12 protein-coding genes are annotated in these 20,043 nt (G+C 36.1%); all 12 read left to right on the top strand.

Going from position 1 to position 20,043, the window contains the following annotated elements; translation table 11 throughout:
* Positions 1–13 precede the first annotated feature (13 nt).
* Positions 14–1,636 carry a T9SS type A sorting domain-containing protein gene (locus NTX22_11805; GenBank protein ID MCX6151203.1) on the top strand — a complete coding sequence of 541 codons (1,623 nt, stop codon included), beginning with the start codon at positions 14–16 and terminating at the stop codon, positions 1,634–1,636.
* Between the two features lies 1 nt (position 1,637).
* Positions 1,638–2,957, top strand: a complete 1,320-nt coding sequence (locus NTX22_11800) for a sugar ABC transporter substrate-binding protein (GenBank protein ID MCX6151202.1) — start codon at positions 1,638–1,640, stop codon at positions 2,955–2,957.
* 144 nt (positions 2,958–3,101) lie between these two features.
* Positions 3,102–3,998, top strand: coding sequence for a sugar ABC transporter permease (locus NTX22_11795; protein MCX6151201.1), 897 nt, complete (start codon positions 3,102–3,104; stop codon positions 3,996–3,998).
* Complete coding sequence (locus NTX22_11790) at positions 3,991–4,809, top strand: carbohydrate ABC transporter permease (protein MCX6151200.1); 819 nt, start codon at positions 3,991–3,993, stop codon at positions 4,807–4,809. Before NTX22_11795 ends, NTX22_11790 begins: the two co-directional genes overlap by 8 nt.
* 65 nt (positions 4,810–4,874) lie before the next feature.
* Positions 4,875–6,749, top strand: a complete 1,875-nt coding sequence (locus NTX22_11785; protein ID MCX6151199.1) for a T9SS type A sorting domain-containing protein — start codon at positions 4,875–4,877, stop codon at positions 6,747–6,749.
* A 76-nt stretch (positions 6,750–6,825) separates the two neighbouring features.
* Complete coding sequence (locus tag NTX22_11780) at positions 6,826–9,477, top strand: TonB-dependent receptor (GenBank protein MCX6151198.1); 2,652 nt, start codon at positions 6,826–6,828, stop codon at positions 9,475–9,477.
* Between the two features lies 1 nt (position 9,478).
* Positions 9,479–12,787 carry a hypothetical protein gene (locus NTX22_11775; GenBank protein ID MCX6151197.1) on the top strand — a complete coding sequence of 1,103 codons (3,309 nt, stop codon included), beginning with the start codon at positions 9,479–9,481 and terminating at the stop codon, positions 12,785–12,787.
* Positions 12,788–12,798: 11 nt separating this feature from the next.
* Positions 12,799–13,827, top strand: a complete 1,029-nt coding sequence (locus tag NTX22_11770) for a PorV/PorQ family protein (protein ID MCX6151196.1) — start codon at positions 12,799–12,801, stop codon at positions 13,825–13,827.
* Between the two features lie 40 nt (positions 13,828–13,867).
* Positions 13,868–15,262, top strand: a complete 1,395-nt coding sequence (locus NTX22_11765) for a hypothetical protein (protein ID MCX6151195.1) — start codon at positions 13,868–13,870, stop codon at positions 15,260–15,262.
* Positions 15,259–18,441, top strand: a complete 3,183-nt coding sequence (locus NTX22_11760) for a discoidin domain-containing protein (GenBank protein MCX6151194.1) — start codon at positions 15,259–15,261, stop codon at positions 18,439–18,441. The genes NTX22_11765 and NTX22_11760 overlap by 4 nt, the downstream gene beginning before the upstream one ends.
* A gap of 160 nt (positions 18,442–18,601) precedes the next feature.
* Entirely contained in the window at positions 18,602–19,708 is a 1,107-nt protein-coding gene (locus NTX22_11755; protein MCX6151193.1) for a T9SS type A sorting domain-containing protein, read from the top strand.
* A gap of 99 nt (positions 19,709–19,807) precedes the next feature.
* Positions 19,808–20,043 (top strand): ATP-binding cassette domain-containing protein (locus NTX22_11750; GenBank protein MCX6151192.1); only part of this gene is annotated, 236 nt, incomplete at its 3' end.

Below are 20,043 nucleotides of genomic sequence, written 5' to 3'. Positions count from 1 at the left end.
TATCGCAGTATTGTTGTTGAATATAATTCTGCTTTTTACTATAAAAGGTTTTGCCTTTCCAAAAGGCTATCACAATCTGGATGATGATAGAAATCAGCAGGTAAATGATGTTCAATCATCCTCAAATCCAATTTCATCAAATTTAACAACCTTAAATCCGGACGTTCAATCAGTATTATTATATTTAAAATCAATACAAGACAATTTCTCAACTGATAAATGGTTGGTTCCGGCAATGGAAGATAATTCCGGTCAAACTTTTAACAATGCTCTTACTGCGATGGCATTCATCTTAACAATGGAAAAAGAAAGGGCTGAAAGAATCCTGGATTTCTATGCTAAAAGAGCCGATACATCTAATAAGATTTTAAACAAGCAAAGCTTTTTTTACAATGGTGAAGCGAGAGGCTTTTATCAGAATGTAAGTTTGGGTGGTGGTTCTTATAGCCCATTTATTTGTGATAGATGGATGGGAGATAATGCGTGGTTGCTTTTAGCATATAAATTTTATGAAAGCAAATATGGATTTTCCGGCAAGCCATTATATGTTGATGTTTCCCAATACTTAAAAGATTTATTACTTGCTTTTTATATTGATGATCCAGGTGGGCATGGTGGTTTTGTAAGACATGGCTGGCGCTGGGGACCAAGAGATTCTTCTATAACCAGGAATGATTATAAACTTCACGAAACAGATCTGCAAGGTAATCCGGTTGGTCACGAAGAAGGAAATATTGATACGTACGCTGTACTTAAAATATGTGGGGAAACGGAGAAAGCCCGGAAAATTAAAGAATGGGTAGACTTCCGGATGTCTGAACTTGAAAAAATTCCTAATGTAAGTCTTCCATTAGATTTGTATAGTTGGCGGTCATTAGCTTTTAGCAGCCAAGGCGAGTACTATAAAAATCTTGTTCTGGTACCGGAAAATGATTCTCGTTTTAAAAAAGAAGTTGAGTTCAATGGAAAGAAAGCAATAGGTTTTTATTCTTCTGCCGTTTCAAATATACAAAATGTTTGGATGGATGGATTGGGGCATATGGTCTGTGCATTTTATGCTTCGGGGTATAAAGCAAAGGGAGATTTCTATTCAAGCCAATTGGATTCATTCTTGATCAACAGAACCATAAAAGGAATTTCCAGTTATGCATTGCCATATACTGCCAACACCACAGGCGGTTATGATTGGGTAGATATTAAGAAGGGATTTTCATCTGCTTGTGCCTGGTACATTTTTGCTAAGAATGCTTTTAATCCATTTACTTTTGATACCAATACAACAGGTAATATTGAGCAAGGTGATAATAATAAATTATTATATGACCTTAAACAGAATTATCCAAATCCATTTAACCCGTCTACAAAAATCAGGTATACATTAGCCCCGACTGCAATGCAGGCAGGCTTGCCAGCTCCAAACACATACTCGGAAAACATCAACCACGGGGAAGCTTATGTTAAATTAAATGTATTTGATTCTTTAGGTAATGATGTTTTTACATTGGTAAATGAAAGTCAGTCGGCAGGGAATTATGAAGTTGAGTTCAATGGAAAAAATTTTGCAAGCGGAGTTTATTACTACACTTTGCAAACTGACGAATTTAAAGCAACAAATAAAATGTTATTAATTAAATAGTATGAATAATAAAATTAAGCCCAATAAAGTGTTTCATTACTCTTTCACCTTTGCTGAGAGAGTTGGGGAGTGGGCTATTATTTTATTCTTAACAATGTTATCCATTAGTTGTGGATCTTCTTCATCAAATAAAGTTGAAATTAATTTTTGGGCAATGGGGGCAGAAGGTGAGCAGGTTCAAAAACTTATCCCTGAGTTTGAAAAACGAAATCCGGGAGTTACTGTAAAAGTACAGATGATTCCCTGGACTGCTGCACAAGAAAAATTAATTACTGCTTACGCAAGTGAAAATACTCCGGACATCTGCCAGCTTGGAAATACCTGGGTGCCGCAGTTTGTTGCATTAGATGCGCTTGAGGATTTAAATAGCTGGCTTAAAAACACAAGTGTAAAAAAAGAAAATTATTTTGAAGGAATATGGAACACAAATGTTATTGATGATAAACCTTACGGAATTCCCTGGTATGTTGATACAAGACTGATGTTTTATAGAACTGATGTTTTTGAAAATGCGGGTTTTAGCACTCCACCTAAAACCTGGGACGAACTTTACACTTTATGTAAGCGCATTAAGAAAAATGTTAAAGGGCAGGATAAATATGCCATTTATCTGCCAGCTAATGAATGGGCTCCGTTTATCATTTTCGGTTTGCAGAACGGGTCATCGATTTTAAAAAACAATAATTCATATGGCGATTTTAGTAACAATAAATTTAAGGAAGCATTTAGGTTTGTTACCAGATTTCATAAAGAAGATTTAGCACCTATTGGATTTTCGCAGGTTACTAATGTATACCAGGCTTTAGCTGATGAGTATTTCTCTATTTACATTTCAGGTCCTTGGAATATTAATGAATTTAAAAGATGGATGACTGGAAATCTTGCTGATAAATGGATGACAGCACCACTTCCAGGTCCAAGTGGATATCCCGGAGCTTCCCTTGCTGGCGGTTCAAGTTTGGTAATGTTTAAGGAATCTAAAAACAAAAAAGAAGTTTGGAAGTTAATTGAATATTTGTCCGAACCAGCAACTCAAATTAAACTATATCAGCTATTGTATGATCTGCCGGCAGTCAAGCAAGCCTGGCAGGATACGACTTTAAAGAACAATAAATATATGGATGCTTTTTACATTCAATTCCAGAATGTAATAGCAACACCAAAAATTACAGAGTGGGAACAGATTGCTTTTTCTAAAGTTCAGCAATATGCAGAAGCAGCAATACGAGGTGTAAAAACTAATGAAGAATGTCTGAATGGTTTGGATGCTGATGTAAATACAATTTTGGAAAAAAGAAGGTGGATGTTAAATAGAAAATAATAATTGGAAGTTAATTTGATTTTTGTAAACGTCGTTTATATTAATTTTTTAAGAAATCGAAACAATTCGATTCAAATGATTAGGAATGACCACAACTTAATTGTTGTAAAAATTTATTAAGGAAAATTGGGCAAGAAGTAAAGAATGAAACAGGAAAACAAAATATTTGGAATTTATGCGGCTTACTTTTTCTTAGCGCCAGCGGTAAGTGCAATATTCGTTTTCTTTTTTATTCCTGTTGTTGCCGCTTTTATAATAAGTTTTACTGATTTTGATATTTATGCTCTTAGTAGCCTTTCCAACACAAGGTTCATTGGATTTAATAATTACATAAAGTTGTTTAACGATCCACTTTTTTGGACAGCACTAAAAAACACCCTCTACTATGTAATTGGTGCCGGTCCGGTTTCAGTATTAGTTTCATTAAGTGCTGCGTTACTTCTTAATTCAAAAATTGTAAAGTATAAAAGTTTTTTCAGGATGGCTTATTTTATTCCAGTTGTAACAACGTTGGTTGCAGTGGCAATAATCTGGCGGTTCATTTATCATCCTAAATTTGGGCTATTGAATTATTTGCTTAGCCTTGTTGGAATTAATCCTGTTGATTGGCTTGGCAATCCTGATTGGGCAATGCCTTCAATTATGATTATGTCTGTCTGGAAAAATTTTGGTTATAACATGATAATTTTTATTGCGGGTTTGCAGAACATTCCTGATGAACTTTATGAAGCTGCAATGATTGAAGGAGCAAATGCCTGGCAGAAATTTAAAAAAATTACACTACCGATGCTTGCACCCACAACTGTTTTTGTAAGTATAATATCAATGATTGGCTTCTTCCAGCTTTTTGCTGAACCCTATATAATGACGCAGAACGGTCCTTTGAATAAAACGCTTAGTATTGTTGGATATATGTATCAGGAAGGATTCCGATGGTGGAACATGGGCTATTCTGCATCGCTGGCTTTTGTATTATTCATAATAATTTTTGTCATAACTCTATTCCAGCTTAAATTGCAAAAGAACGCGGCATATGAATAAAACCAATAAAATTATATTGTATTTGTTTCTGATTATAACTGGAATATTAACGCTTGCCCCGTTTATGTGGATGCTTTCAGCTTCATTTATGGCAGATGGACATGCAAATGTTTACCCACCTCGTTTTATTCCGGATGTGTTTACCTGGATTCAATACAAAATTCTTTTTTCCAGATTGGATATTTTGCAAAATCTAATCAACAGCCTTTTCCTTTCCATAATTGTAACACTTATTTCTCTTTTCCTTAATTCAATGGCAGGTTATGCTTTTGCAAAATATCGTTTTAAGGGAAAAGATAAATTATTCAGCATATTATTAAGCTCAATGATAATCCCATCGCAAGTAACTATGCTTCCATTGTTCCTAATGTTAAAGTATATGGGATTTATCAATACTTATATGGCTATAATTATTCCTGGCTTAGCAAATATCTTTGGAATCTTCCTGATTCGGCAATATGCTATTTCTGTTCCAGATAGCTTAATTGAAGCTGCAAGAATTGATGGAGCAACAGACTTCCAGATATACAGGGTTGTTATACTTCCACTGTTAAAACCAATACTTGTTACGCTTGCCTTGTTTACTTTTATGGGAACGTGGAATGATTTTCTTTGGCCCTTAATAGCATTAACTGATAACTCAATGTATACACTTCCGGTTGCACTGGCAAATTTAATGGGTGAACATACTAAGGATCCTGAGCTTATGATGGCTGGTTCGGTAATTACAATATTACCTATTCTTATTGTATTCTTAGTTTTACAGAAATCATACATTAAAGGAATAATGATGGGAAGCGTAAAAGGTTAGGGATTTAAAAATATTTTATAATAAAGAATTATCTGATCATTCAATTAAAATAAGGAGGAACTAATATGAAAAAACTTTTAACAATAAGTTTGCTCTTTTTAGCAACTTACGTTAATGCCCAATATATGCCAAGGCAGGATAAAATTTGGGCACGTTCAACAGCAGGAGAGCCAATTACTCTTGATGGTGTTCTGAATGAATCTGCTTGGGCAAAAGCGGAGAGTTTGCAGATTATTTATGGAGTTGTGGGTACTATACCAACAAGCGGATACCGTTCTGAAAATAATCCGGATGGTATTACGGATCCAACACATGCCACGGTAAAATTCCTTACAAATAATAACCAATTATACATTGCATTCGTAATTCCCGACTCTTCAATTGGTGGTGGTCCAACAGGAAGTGCGTGGCCTTTTTGGGATGGAATATTAATGTCTGTTAAAAATGCCAAATCTTCTACAAGACCAACTCCGGCGGTTGAAATTTTTCCAACTTTCTTATTTACAGGTGATTCTGTTGGAGCTCCTTTTAAGTTAGGATATGATGGTAAATACCGCGATAAGGCTCCTGCAGCACAGTTAGCACGTTGGGACGCGGCAGTAAAAATTCATGGTACATCCAATGATGATTCTACACCCGATACAAGCTGGATAGTTGAAATGAAAATAAATCTTGATTCTGTTGGTTATCATGCTACTGCACCTGGTGGAGATGTAATTGCTTTAAACTTCAGCATCTGGGATCAGGATTGGTACTTTACAAAAAATGCTCAAAAGATGTCTTCAGAAAGAACCTGGTGGCAGGCACCTTGGGGAAACTCGAATGGTCCTAATTTTGGACGAGTTTATGTTGAACCTGAAGTAACAATTAATTCCGGAGTAATTCCAGAAGTCTTACCGGATGGTATTATTCCAAATGGTGCTGGCTTACCAGATCCTGTTATTGATGGCGAACTTGATGAAGCCTCCTGGGCTGGGGCTTATACATTTAACATTGCCTGGGGTGATTCATTGTTAAGAACTACTTATCCAAGCATTGGTCCATTAGCAAGCGGGCAATGGCAACCAGAACTGGTAACGGGTTCAAAACCGCCAGTCTTGGATCCGTCATTTGCAACGATTAAAATTTTCTTTAAGGATGACTATCTTTATTTAGGTGCAGATGTTAACGATATGCTAATTCAGGGGCTGGATAATTATGACCAGGTTGATGGATTAGGTTTAATACTTGCTGATCGCGGTACATTTGATGAAAATGAGCATACGCCAGTTACTAAATTATTAAGAATGAATTTTGCTGCCGATGGATTATTACATGGTTTTGATGCTCTTGCTCCGCTTATCGATTCGGGGGCTACTATCGCAGCCAAATTAAAAGGAACATCAACAATAAATGTTAATTCTGATATTGATGAAGGATATAAGATTGAAATGAAACTGGATTTGAAGAAACTTGGGTATCCAACCGGTTTAGGCGATAAGTTAATTTTTGCTGGTGTCGATTTGTACGATGGTGATTCATTTGATGATGCTGCTAAAAATTATGGTACAAGAACCTGGTGGTTCAGAGAACATGCCGGAGGACCAGCACTTGCCTGGCTTGAAATGGATCCATCCAAACTTACTGATGTAGATAAAGATATTTCGGTTTCAATACCATCAACAATAGAATTAAGAGGAAATTATCCTAATCCATTTAACCCAATAACCTCAATACAATATTCAATTCCACAATCAGGTAAAGTTGGTTTGATAGTTTATAATAATCTCGGTCAGCAGGTTTCCAGAATAAAAATTTCTGATCAGGCAGCCGGTACCCATGACTATTCATTCAACGGTGCTGGGTTATCTTCAGGAATTTATTTTTATCAATTGATCCTTCAAAGCGTAGAAGGAAAATCTTTTGAAAGCAAAGTCGGAAAGATGATTTTAATTAAGTAATAAAATATTTATCTCCGTGTCTCTTGCCGGGGCACGGAGAAAGTTAAATTTAAAAAGCTCCAATAAGCGAGGGCTTATGAAAATAAAAAAATTATACTATTTGGTTTTTAAATACTGTTTGCCAATACTCTCAATTGTATCGGTAAACATGTATGCGCAAACCTCAGGTAAAATATCGGGTCGTGTTACAGATAATCTTGGTGAACCATTGGTTTTTGCTACAATAATTGTTGAAGGAACAAAACAAGGTGCTGCATCAGATGTTGATGGTTACTATGCAATCTTAAATATTCGGGCAGGAATTTATACCGTTTCGTTCAGATCGATTGGTTTTCAAACTAAAGTTGTACAAAATGTAAGAATAAATCCCGATCAAACTACCAAACTGGATGCAGTTCTTGGATCCCAGGTGGTAATGGGTGAACAGGTTACGGTTATTGCACAACGACCTCTTATTGAAATCAATCAGACAAGTTCTATTTCTACAATAGGAAAAGAAGAACTGGAAAAACTCCCGGTGCAGGGTTTGAATGAAATAGTTAATCTGCAAGCGGGAGTAGTTGATGGACATTTTCGCGGGGGACGTATTGGAGAAGTCCAGTATCAGGTTGATGGAGTTACTGTTAATAATCCGTATAACAATTCTTCAACACTCGAATTAGACCGATCTGTATTACAGGAAGTGCAGGTTATTTCCGGTACGTTCGATGCTAAATACGGACAAGCTATGTCCGGTGTTGTAAATGCAGTTTTAAAAACTGGATCAGATAAATTTGAATGGTCTGGTGAAGTTTTTGGAGGAGATCATTATACAACCGATTCTCAGCGTTATCCTGATAACAAAGATCTGAATCCATCATCTGTACAAAATTATCAACTTACATTAAGCGGTCCTACATATCTTCCTCAAACTACTTTCTTTATTAGCGGAAGAAGATATATTAATAACGGATATTTATATGGTTATAGACTTTTCAATCCAACTGATAAAAATGATTTGGAAAACAAAATCTTTAATCCCACTGGCGATAAAAAACGCGTTGCAATGGGTACAAATCAGGAATGGAGCGGACAGTTTAAAATTACAAACCAAGCTTTGAATAATATTCAGGTTAGTTACCAGGCAGGATTAAATAAATTAAAGCGTACTAATTATGATTATGGTTACAGATTAAATCCTGACGGTACAAAACCAAACTATACAACATCACTTACACACGGAATTCAATTCATTCATACTCTATCAGAAAAAATGTTTTATAAATTAGATGCCCGGCAAAATTATTTTGATTATAAAGATATGAAATACGACGATGTTTATGACCCGCGTTACTTAACTGCAGGAAGTCCCAAGGGTGATGCCAATTATGAAGAAGGAGCAATAGTGCAGGGAGTAGATCTGGGTCGTTTTATTCAAAAGACAAATTCGGCAATCTTTAAAGGAGATTTTACCTGGCAGGTTGATAGATCAAATATGCTTGAAGCTGGATTGGAATCCCAGATTTCCGAAATGTCCTTTGGACAGCCTGGCTTTCTTGTTCCTGTTTTTGTAAATGATAAGGAAATATTACAACCATTTGTACCCATAGAAGGTTTATTGAATGTGCAAAGTGTAAAAACTTATTTTCCAAAACAGGTTGCAGCTTATTTACAAGATAGATTAGAGTGGGGTGACCTTGTTGTTCGTGCTGGATTCCGGTTTGAGTATTTTGATGCACATTCGCAAGTACCAAGCGACTTGCAGAACCCTGCAAACTCAATTTCAGGAGTTCCTCTTTCGTATGCTAAAAGTACAACTGTTAAATATGCTTTTGCACCACGACTCGGTTTCAGTTTTCCTTTAACAAATTCTGCATCGATATATTTTTCATACGGACATTTTTACCAGATGCCGGGACTTGGGAATCTTTACAGCAATGCTGACTATTCAATACTGAAAGATCTTGCAGCTGGTGGAATTACTTATGGAGTTATGGGTAATCCGGATTTGAATCCAGAAAAAACGGTTCAGTATGAATGCGGTTTAAAACAAACAATTACTAATTCACTCGGACTGGAATTATCGTTCTTCTATAAAGATATAAGGGATCTGCTCGGAGTTGAATTTATTGGTACTTATGCTGCTGCAGAATATCCAAGATTTACAAATGTGGATTTTGGAAGTGCAACAGGCTTTACAATTTCATTAACTCAACGTTCACTGGGTCAGTTAAGTACTACAATAGATTATACAATGCAATTTGCTCAAGGTAATTCAAGCGATCCAAGAGAATCAGCAAACAGAGCGGCTGGTGGTAAAGATTCGCGTCCGCGTGATATTCCATTTGGATGGGATCAGCGGCATACACTTAATGCAACAGCAATCTGGTATGAACCAGATGATTATTCTATAAGTGCAATTGTTAAATTTGGAAGCGGTCAGCCGTACACTCCGGAAATAGGACTTGGTTTCGGAGCAGACCTGGAAACTAATTCGGGTAGAAAAGATAGTTATGTTCTTGTAGATCTTAGAGCCGAAAAATTCTTTTCACTCGGTTTTATTAATCTTAGTGTATTTGCACGCATGTTTAATTTATTGAATACTCATTTTGTGAATGGATTTGTATTTAATACAACCGGCAGCCCTGATTATTCAATAAATCCAGGTGATAGAACAACTTTAACAAATCCATCACGCTTCCAGGAACCGCGAAGAATTGAAATCGGTATTTCATTCAGGAGTAATTAATATGAAGAAAAAAAATACAATGAAAATCAAAAATGAATTTCTACGGAAGTATAAATTGGGTAAAGTATGGTTGCTTCTGTTGTTGCAGATGTTTTTAATTTCTTCAATGGTTTTGGCGCAAAATCCATTACCAGTTATACCTCAGGATTTACGTGGAAGAATTGATGCAGAGAGAACGGGAACCCACGATGCTAACAGAATCAGAACACTGTTTTATAATTTTGGAATGATAGGCGATTATCCTGCCGATCCTTTAAAAGTTGATTTAAGTGTTTTTCATTCTGTTGAAGTACCAAAAGGCTCAGGTCTTAACTACAGTGATGGTACAACTCCTTTTGTGCTGGCAAAAATAAAACAAAAAAATGGAAAAGATGCATTTATAATGGAAACTGGTTTCCGCGAAAGACAGGGAACAAGTCCGTACAAAAATAGAGTAATGCGCTTTGAGCCGCGCCCCGGTTATTTCCAACCAGACCCTGATATAAATAAAGGACGTTCTGTAGCAATGAGTAATGATGCAAGAACCTGGCCCGACAAATGGATCGATAAATTAGATGATCCAGATGACCCGGGTTGGTCTGGTTCATGGGATGGATATTTTGGTAAAGCTCCCGGAGCCGATCAGGAAAGCTATGTTGTATATGACGATGATTTTTACGATGCCTGGAATTATTCACCTGATTCAAGGGACGACTCACGAAAAGGTCTTGGTCTTCGCGTTGAACAACGCGGATTTCAATGGTCAAATCCGCAATCGGGAAATGTTGTATTCTGGCATTACGATATATCAAATGAATCTACTACAAGTTATGATGACAACATTATTTTTGGTCTTTATATGGATTCGGGTGTTGGAGGTTCTGCAATTTCGTGTGACGGTGTTGCGGAATCAGATGATGATAATGCATTCTTCGATAAAAGTTTTGGACTGAACCTGGTTTATACCTGGGACAAAAACGGGCATGGAATTCAACTTTCCGGAAATTGCGGAGTAACAGGTTACCTTGGCTATAGCTACCTGGAAACACCTGGCAATAGTACTGATTTAAAAGATGATGATGGTGATGGAATAACAGATGAAAAAAGAGATGGTGGTCCAGGAGAAAAAATAATCGGTCAGGATGGCATCCGTGCTTATGTTAATTCACATTATAATCTTGTAAAGTTTGAAAATTACTATGGACCTTTGGAACAACGTCCGGCATTCGTAAAAGGAATTTGGTTTACTGGTGATGAGGATATGGATTGGGTTTCCGAATATGATGACACAGGTGCAGATGGAATTTTTGATACGCACGATACTGGTGAGAAGGATGGAGAACCAACTTCAGGCGAACCTTATTTTGATAAAACAGATATCGATGAATCTGATCAGATAGGTTTAACCGGGTTTAAAATGAACCGTATACGTGCAGGTCTTGGATCTCCTTCAACACAAGTTGATAATATTGTTTTCTTTGACGATGGTAAAGAATGGCCCAAAAGATTATACAATATTTTCACCGATCCGGATAGCTCATTTGATGTTCCGATAGTTCAGAATTATAACATTGGATTTTTATTTGCTTCCGGTACCTTTAAGCTTGGAATAGGGAAACGCGAAAGATTTAGTTTAGCTTTAGGCTTTGGAGAAGATTTAAGAGAATTGAAAACAACAATTAAAGTTGTTCAGCAAATTTACAAAGCTAATTACCAGTTTGCTGTTCCACCACCAATGCCCACACTAAATGCATACACCGGGGATAAATATGTTACCTTAAGCTGGGACGATAAAGCTGAACGCGCCTATGATCCGATTACTAATACAAATGACTTTGAAGGATACAGAATTTATAGAAGTACCGATCCTACTTTTCTTGATCCACAGGTTATTCAGACAGCAAGAGGAACCGGACCAATAGGTAATGGAAAGCCCCTTGCTCAATTTGATTTGGTTGATGGTATTGTTGGGTACTCTAAAACAACAGTAGAAGGTGTTGGTTATTTCTTTGGAGATGATAATGGAATAACTCATACTTTTAAAGATACAACCGTTATAAATGGGCAAAGATATTTCTATGCCGTAACTGCATTCGATATGGGTGCTGATTCAATTGAAATTTATCCATCTGAAAATGCAATTGCTGTAAGCCAAACTTTACGTGGTGGAATTTTACTTCCTAAAAATGTTGTTGAAGTTTATCCTAATAAGCAAGCGCTAGGATATGAACTTGCAACAACAAGTTCCCTCTTGCATACTGAAGGAACAGGTTTTGGTTCTATTCGGGTTGAAGTTAAAAACTCACAGCTTGTTCCGGATAATCACACGTTTGAAATTGGTTTTTCAAACCCGGTAGATAGCATTAAAGCAGAGCATTATTATTTAGCTGATCTATCAAAACTGGATACATTGTTTTTTACAGGTGCCGATTTTGAAGGTGCAGGAACCGGACCTCTTGGGAATGGATTGCTACCAATATTATCTACACCAAAAATTATTTTAATTGATTCTTTAAATACTGCTTTTACAGCCGATAGTAAAACAAATATCAAATTTAAAATCAGGTATGCCTCTTCTACATTGCCAATTGGTTTGCGCCGTCCCGGTTATCCTGATAATCTTGAACTAATTTTCAGCGATCAGCCGCTTGATACAACTTTGGCTGCAATCGGACTTCCTAAAAAACCTGCGAAGATAAAAGTTGTTGCTAAAGGTAAAGATAAAGACAGGCAGCTTAAATACCGGATGTACGATACTGATAACAATGGAACGCTAAGTAAAGTTGAAGAATATATTGAAGTTGTTACTTATACAAATGCAAATCCAACGACTGCTAAAACAACCTGGGTTATTACCGTCGATACAACTGGGCAGTATCAGCGGGGAGCAATCGTTCCTCCAACGACAGGTGATAAATTTGATTTGAAACTATTTGTGCCATTTGCTGCCGGAGATAAATTTACATTCGTATCTGACAGTCAGCATGTAGATCTGCAAAAAATCAAATCCGATTCGCAGGAAAAACCTTATGTGGTTCCGAATCCTTATGTTGGTGCAGCCAGCTTTGAACCGCAGCGATTTGCAGTGTCTGGTCGTGGTGAAAGAAGGATGGAGTTCCGTAGTTTACCTCGGAATGCCACTATCAGAATTTTTACAATAAATGGCGAGCTCGTTAAAACACTTCATCAGGATGGGGATATAATTAAAGGATATGTATCATGGGATTTAAGGACAAAAGACAATTTAGAAGTTGCCCCCGGGTTATACATCTTCCACGTAGAATCACAAGAGACCGATCCATATATCGGAAAATTCGCAATTATTAAATAGCGGTGACTAACATGAATCTGATAAAAAATAAAAATATTATTATAGCTGCTGTTATTATCCAAGGATTTCTTCTTAATGTAGCTTTTGGTCAGAGTAAAGCCGGAACTACAATCGGACAATTTTTAAAGATAGAACCAAGTTCACGCGCAGCATCTATGGGTAATGCATATACTTCTCTTTCTGGAGAAGCCTCATCCATCTTTTTTAATCCGGCAAGCCTGGGGAGATTAACCAGTTCAGATGTTCAGTTTACACACAACAAATGGATTGCAGATATCTTTTACAATTATGCAAATGTTTCTATTCATATAAATGATTTAGGAAGCTTTGCGCTGCAGGTTACATCTTTAAATTCCGGTGAGATAGACGTTCGAACTGTAGAACAACCTTTGGGAACCGGAGAAAGATATTCCGTAACTGATTTTGCAATTGGTCTTGGATATGGTTTGATGCTTACCGATAGAGTTTCAGTCGGAATTTTAATCAATTATTTTCAGGAAACTATCTGGCACAGTAGCCTGGCTGGTTTTGCAATGAACTTTGGCGTACAGTATCAGGTTGCGCAAGATGGGTTAACACTTGGCGCAAGCGTCTCAAACTTTGGTCCACGTGCTTCTTATAATGGAAGAGATTTATTTATCAATTACGATTTTAGTTCGGGCAAGCATGGGGATAACGATCAACTTCCCGCAGAACTTAGAACTGACTCATATCAACTACCAACATTATTCCGTGCAGGTATTTCTTATCCTGTATCATTTGGTAAGGATAACAAAATTATTTTAGCAGTAGATGCAATTCATCCCAATGATAATAATGAATACCTGAACGTTGGTGGTGAATGGACTTTCTTAGATAATTTTTCGGTACGTGGTGGTTACAGGGAATTGTTCATGCAGGATTCGGAAGGTGGTCTTGTTCTTGGTGCTGGAATTCGTATTTCTCCATTGCAGGGTTATAATCTTCATTTTGATTATGCCTGGGCAGATTATGGAAGACTAAATGATGCGCACCGTTTTTCTGTAGGTTTCAGTTTCTAATTCTAATCAATGGAATTAATGAATTAATAAAAGTGGATATATGAAATTTAAATTTTTTCTTTTTGTTATAATTTTTTCTTTGTTTACCGTAAGCTGCGCACAAAGAAAAAATCTTTATGCTGAAAGACCAATTGAGAAGTATGTTTTAACTTCTGAGGATAGTGCTTTCCTTGATACAGTTCAGCATAGAACCTTCCTCTACTTTTGGAATGAGAAGAATCCTGCTAATGGATTGGTTAAAGACCGAACTGCTTCCTGGTCTGCTGCAAGTATTGCAGCAACAGGATTCGCAATTCCCGTGTGGGCGATTGGTGTTGAACATAAATGGATTAACAGAGAGCAAGCTGCAAAACAAACACTTATTCTTTTGCAGTTCCTAATAAATTCAAAGCAAAGCGCAGATACAGGTGTTACGGGGTACCAGGGATTTTATTATCACTTCATTGATATGAAAACCGGCAACAGAACATGGAACTGCGAATTATCTACAATAGATACTGCATGGCTTCTTGCAGGTATAAGATTCGCCGTACAATATTTTAACCAGGGAAATGAAATTGAAAAAGAAATCCGTTCACTTGCTGATTTGATTACTTACCGCGTTAATTGGGATTGGACAATCCGCCAAAAGACTAATAGTAATGCAAAAGATGCTGCGATTGTAATGGGATGGGCTCCGGGCGAAGGATTCCATCATCTTGAATGGATTGGCTATAACGAAGCATTATTCATTTACGTTCTGGCAGCCGGAAGTAAATTTTCTTATTCGAAGGAAGCTTATGAAAAATGGCTTTCCGGATATAGATGGGAAGAAGAGTACAAAGGATTAGCTCATGTAATTTTTGAACCTTTATTCGGTCATCAATATTCCCAAATGTTTGTCGATTTCCGCGGATTAAGGGATTCTTATACGAAACAAAAAGGAATAGATTATTTCGAGAATTCCAGGCGGGCAACAATAACACAAAATCTTTATGCAATTGATAATCCCAGGAACAGGAAAGGTTATGACTCTTTAACCTGGGGATTAACTGCAAGCGATGGTCCCGGTGAAAAATACAATAAAGATGGACTTGTATTTAACGGTTATGCTGCAAGAGGAACAAGCGGACCTGGTTTTGTTCATGACGATGACGGAACGATTGCTCCAACTGCTGCCGGCGGCTCTATTCCTTTTGCCCCTGAAATTTGTATTCCAACACTTAAGGCAATGTATAATAAATACGGTTCGAAAGGACTTTGGGGAAAATACGGATTTAAGGATGCATTCAATTTAACTGCAGGTTGGTATGCTGAAGATTATTTGGGAATAGACCAGGGACCAATTGCAATTATGATTGAAAACTATAAAACAGGAATGATCTGGAAATATGTGATGAAAGATCCCGTTATTATAAAAGGATTAGAAGTTTTAGGATTTACAAAATCAAAATGAGATTAAAATATTCCTACATATTAATTTTATTTGTTCTTGCGCAATCAGTTGTTAATGCACAGTCAAAATCGCTTGATGATTTTGAAAGCCTTTCCGGCTGGAAAAACATTGCGTCTGATCAGGTTAATATTTTAACTTCACTTGTTGCCGGGCGTACAGGTAAATGTATAAAAATCGATTTTAATTTTGTTGCTGGTTCCGGCTACTGCGGAATACAAAAAGAAATGCCGATAGATCTGCCGGATAATTTCCAGTTTTCATTTTTTATAAAAGGAAATGCTCCTTCTAATAACCTCGAATTCAAATTGGTAGATAAAAGCGGGCTTAATGTGTGGTGGCTTATCCAACGCAATTACGAATTCCCTAACAACTGGAAAAAAATTATTATTAAAAAACGGCACATCCAGTTTGCGTGGGGACCTATTATTGATAAGAATCTTCACTCAATGGATAAAATAGAATTCTTCATTTCTTCTTCAAACGGTGGGAAGGGTTCTGTTTACCTTGATGATTTCCGTTTTGATGAGCTGGAAAAACCTTCCGAGAATAATCCTGTTCCCGGAATAACCGCTTCATCTGCATCCAATTTACAGAAGGATATTAAACTTGTACTTGATAATAATCCAGATACAGAATGGCGAAGTACTGGAAAGAAAATGCAAAACATTATGATTGATTTGAAGAAGTACAGGGAATTCGGTGGATTAATTATCGACTGGGATTTAAATGATTTTGCTTCGGAATATTCAATTCAGATTTCGAATGATAATCTTTCCTGGGATACAGTTTATAATGTAAAAAAAGGAAAAGGAGGTCGTGCTTATATTAATCTGCGTGATTGCGAAGCGAGATTTATAAAACTTGATTTTGTAAAGAGCAACAGAGAAAGCTATTGCATCAAAGATATTTTTATAAAGGATTTTGAATTTTCTGATACACCTGAAAAGTTTTTTGCAGAAATAGCTAAAGATAAACAACGCGGGTATTTCCCCAAGTATTGTTACAATGAGCAATCATACTGGACGGTAGTTGGTGTTAATAGCGATCAGAAGGAAGCATTAATAAATGAAGAAGGGATGGTTGAAATAGATAAGGAAAACTTTTCTATTGAACCATTTATTTCAATCAATAAAAAATTGATTACCTGGAATGATGTTACTACCGAACAACAGCTTGAGGAAGATTATTTACCAATTCCTTCTGTTAAATGGAAGAAAGAAAATTTTGAATTGCAAACAAAAGTTTTCGCAAGTGGTCAGGCAGGCAAATCATTTTTATACCTATGTTACAAACTAAAAAATAAAAGCACTGATAAACTTGTTGGGAATTTATATCTTGCTCTAAGACCGTTCCAGGTTAATCCACCATGGCAGTTTCTTAATAATCCTGGTGGAACGGCAAAGATTACTTCCATTAAATTCGATCAGAAGAAAATTGTGGTTAACAATGAAAAGGAAATTTATCCGCTAATAAAGCCTGATGGTTTTGGTGCTGCACAATTTGATGAAGGTGATATAACTGAATTTATCGTGCAAGATAATCTTCCAAAAAATACAGTAACAGAAGATGAATTCGGTTTTGCTTCGGCGGCTGTCAAATATAATTTTTCTCTTTTAAAAGGTGAAGAAAAAGAATTTTATCTTGTAGTTCCATTCTATAATAATATGCTTACCAAAAAATTTAATACTGATAAATCAGCTTCAGTTTTTGTAAAAGATAATTTGGACGAGACAATAAAATCCTGGAAAGAAAAGCTTAATAATATTGAATTTAATCTTCCAGCGTCTGCGCAAAAATTTGTTAATACAATTAAAACAAACCTTGCATATATTCTTATTAACCGTGATGGACCTGGGATTCAACCTGGATCCCGCTCGTATGAAAGATCATGGATAAGGGATGGTTCATTAACATCATCTGCACTTTTGAAAATGGGGATTAAAAATGAAGTAAAGGAATTTATTAATTGGTATTCATCTTATCAATTGCCAAACGGCAAAGTACCTTGTGTTGTAGATAAGCGCGGTCCTGATCCCGTTCCTGAAAATGACAGCCAAGGAGAACTTATTTTTGCAATACTGCAATATTTTAATTTTACTAAGGATACATCATTTCTTAAAAACAGATTTGAAAATGTCTTGAAAGCGGTTGACTATATAGATACTTTGATAACATCGCAAAGCACCAGCCATTTTAAAGATGGGAATGATTCTGTAAAAACACTTTACGGTTTGTTGCCGGAATCAATCAGCCACGAAGGATATTCCGATAGACCGATGCATTCTTACTGGGATGATTTTTTTGCTATGAAAGGATTAAAAGATGCTGTAAGGATTGCAGAAATTCTTGGTTATAAAAATTATAAAGAAAAGTTTATGAAACTCAGTGATAATTTCAAAACTAATTTATACAATTCAATTAATCTTGCAGTTAAGAACAAAAATATAAATTACATTCCGGGGTGTGCAGAGCTTGGAGATTTTGATGCAACATCAACCGCAATTGCTATTTATCCATGCAATGAAATGAAAAACTTGCCTCAGCCTTACTTAAAGAATACATTTGATAAATATTATCAGAACTTTGAAACGAGACTTAAACCGGATTTTACCTGGCTAAATTATACTCCTTATGAAGTTCGGGTTATTGGAACATTTATTTATCTGGATCAGGTTGAAAAAGCACACGAGCTTTTAAAATTTTTCTTTAAGGATCAAAGACCACAAGGATGGAATCACTGGGCTGAAGTTGTATGGAAGGATTCAAAAACACCCCGTTTTATCGGCGATATGCCGCACACCTGGGTGGGCTCCGATTTTATTTCTGCAGCACGATCATTTTTTGTTTATGAAGATGAACAAAATAATTCTCTGGTTATAGGAGCAGGACTTTACAGGGAATGGTTTGATTCGCCAGATGGAATTAGTATAAAAAATCTTCCGACGTACTTTGGTAATCTGAATTATTCTATTAAAAAAGAAATAAATAAATATCGAGTTGAATTAAATGGAAATATAAAATTACCGGAAGGGGGAATTAAGTTTATAAATCCAGTTTTTTCAAATACTGTTAAATTAAAAATAAATGAAAAGGAGGTAAACGGAAAAAAATCAAAAGAAATTCTTGTAAACGAATTTCCTGCTGTGGTTGAAATTTATTTTAACGCCACAAATAATTGAAATCTGACTCATTACTATATGAATAATGAGTTAGAAACAAATTTGGAATTCAATCTCCTATTTATTATAATATTCTCAGTTAATTCTAAAATAAGGAGCAAGAATTAGAAATTAGTTTTTCTTAATTCATATAACATTTAATTAACAAAAGGAGATCATTATGAAACGTTTATTTGTACTTTCTTTATTTCTCTTATCTGTTTCTGTATTTGCTCAATCGACAATTAATTTTGAAACAGTAGGACAAAATTATGTCTGGACAATCTTTGCGAATGGACCTGCACAGGATACAACAGACTATGCTGTAGTTGCAAATCCGTCTGCTACTGGTATCAATACTTCTGCACAGGTTGGCAGGTATATGGTTCGTGCTAATGGTGATCCTTGGTCTGGACTTTTTACCGATAGTATTACACCAATAACTCTTACTGCTGAAAACAGCATGCCGACTATTATGGTTTATAAGGATGTAATTTCTAATTTTAATCTAAAATTAGAAGGTTTTGCTGGGGCTCATGATGTTAACGTTTCTAATACATTAATTAACCAGTGGGAAAAACTTACATTTGATTATACTGCTGACATTGGCAAAACTGCAAATAGAATGACGATAATTCCGGATTTTCCTGCAACAAGAACCGCTGGTAGTACAAACTACTTCGATAACATCGAATTTGTTCACAATAATGTTCCGGTTGAATTCTCATCCTTTACAGCAAAGATTGTAGCTGGTGCTGTTAATCTTGAATGGAAAACTGCTACTGAAATTAATAACAGAGGTTTTGAAGTTCAAAGAAGTGCTGATCATAATTCCTTCAATACAATTTCATTCGTTCAAGGCAAAGGCACTACAACAGCTCCGCAGGCATATGCTTATACAGATAAGAACATTACTGATGGAAAAGCTTACTCCTATCGTTTGAAACAAATTGATCTTGATGGATCTTTCAAGTATTCTGCTATAGTTGAAGCGAAGAATACAATTCCGGCTAAATTTAATTTAAGTCAAAATTATCCTAATCCTTTCAACCCATCAACTTCAATTCAGTTTGCTTTACCGGTTGATGCAAGAGTATCTTTACAGGTTTATAATATGATTGGACAAGTTGTTGTTATCGTGGCAAATGGAAATTTTGCTGCTGGTTCATACAATCTTAATCTTGATGCTTCGAACCTGACAAGCGGTATGTATATTTACAATATTAAAGCTGTTGGTATTGATGGCAGCACAATGAACGCAACAAAGAAAATGACCTTAGTTAAATAATTCTTTGGGAAGTTCTTTTCTCTTTTCTTTTATAAAGGGCGACTGAGAAATGTCGCCCTTTGTTAATCCTGTTTTCATCAACAATTAATATTAAACAAAATGGCAGAAGTAAAACTAAAAAATGTAACCAAGATATATGATGGCGGAAATGTAGCAGTACGGGAAGTTAACATTGAAATCAAGGATAAGGAATTTGTGGTGCTTGTTGGTCCATCGGGATGTGGAAAATCAACAACGCTAAGAATGATTGCCGGATTGGAAGAAATAACCAGCGGCGAATTGTATATCGATAATAAGCTGATGAACAATGTATCACCAAAGGATAGAGATATAGC

This window comes from Ignavibacteriales bacterium (assembly GCA_026390815.1).
GTDB lineage: Bacteria > Bacteroidota > Ignavibacteria > Ignavibacteriales > SURF-24 > JAPLFH01.
Note: the sequence above shows the minus strand (reverse complement) of the source record. Positions and strands in the feature narration are given on the sequence as shown.

Coding starts and splice junctions, on each gene's coding strand:
- NTX22_11765 (MCX6151195.1), top strand. CDS start 13,868: ATGAAATTTAAATTTTTTCTTTTTGTTATAATTTTTTCTTTGTTTACC.
- NTX22_11770 (MCX6151196.1), top strand. CDS start 12,799: ATGAATCTGATAAAAAATAAAAATATTATTATAGCTGCTGTTATTATC.
- NTX22_11790 (MCX6151200.1), top strand. CDS start 3,991: ATGAATAAAACCAATAAAATTATATTGTATTTGTTTCTGATTATAACT.
- NTX22_11800 (MCX6151202.1), top strand. CDS start 1,638: ATGAATAATAAAATTAAGCCCAATAAAGTGTTTCATTACTCTTTCACC.
- NTX22_11760 (MCX6151194.1), top strand. CDS start 15,259: ATGAGATTAAAATATTCCTACATATTAATTTTATTTGTTCTTGCGCAA.
- NTX22_11755 (MCX6151193.1), top strand. CDS start 18,602: ATGAAACGTTTATTTGTACTTTCTTTATTTCTCTTATCTGTTTCTGTA.
- NTX22_11795 (MCX6151201.1), top strand. CDS start 3,102: ATGAAACAGGAAAACAAAATATTTGGAATTTATGCGGCTTACTTTTTC.
- NTX22_11775 (MCX6151197.1), top strand. CDS start 9,479: ATGAAGAAAAAAAATACAATGAAAATCAAAAATGAATTTCTACGGAAG.
- NTX22_11785 (MCX6151199.1), top strand. CDS start 4,875: ATGAAAAAACTTTTAACAATAAGTTTGCTCTTTTTAGCAACTTACGTT.
- NTX22_11780 (MCX6151198.1), top strand. CDS start 6,826: ATGAAAATAAAAAAATTATACTATTTGGTTTTTAAATACTGTTTGCCA.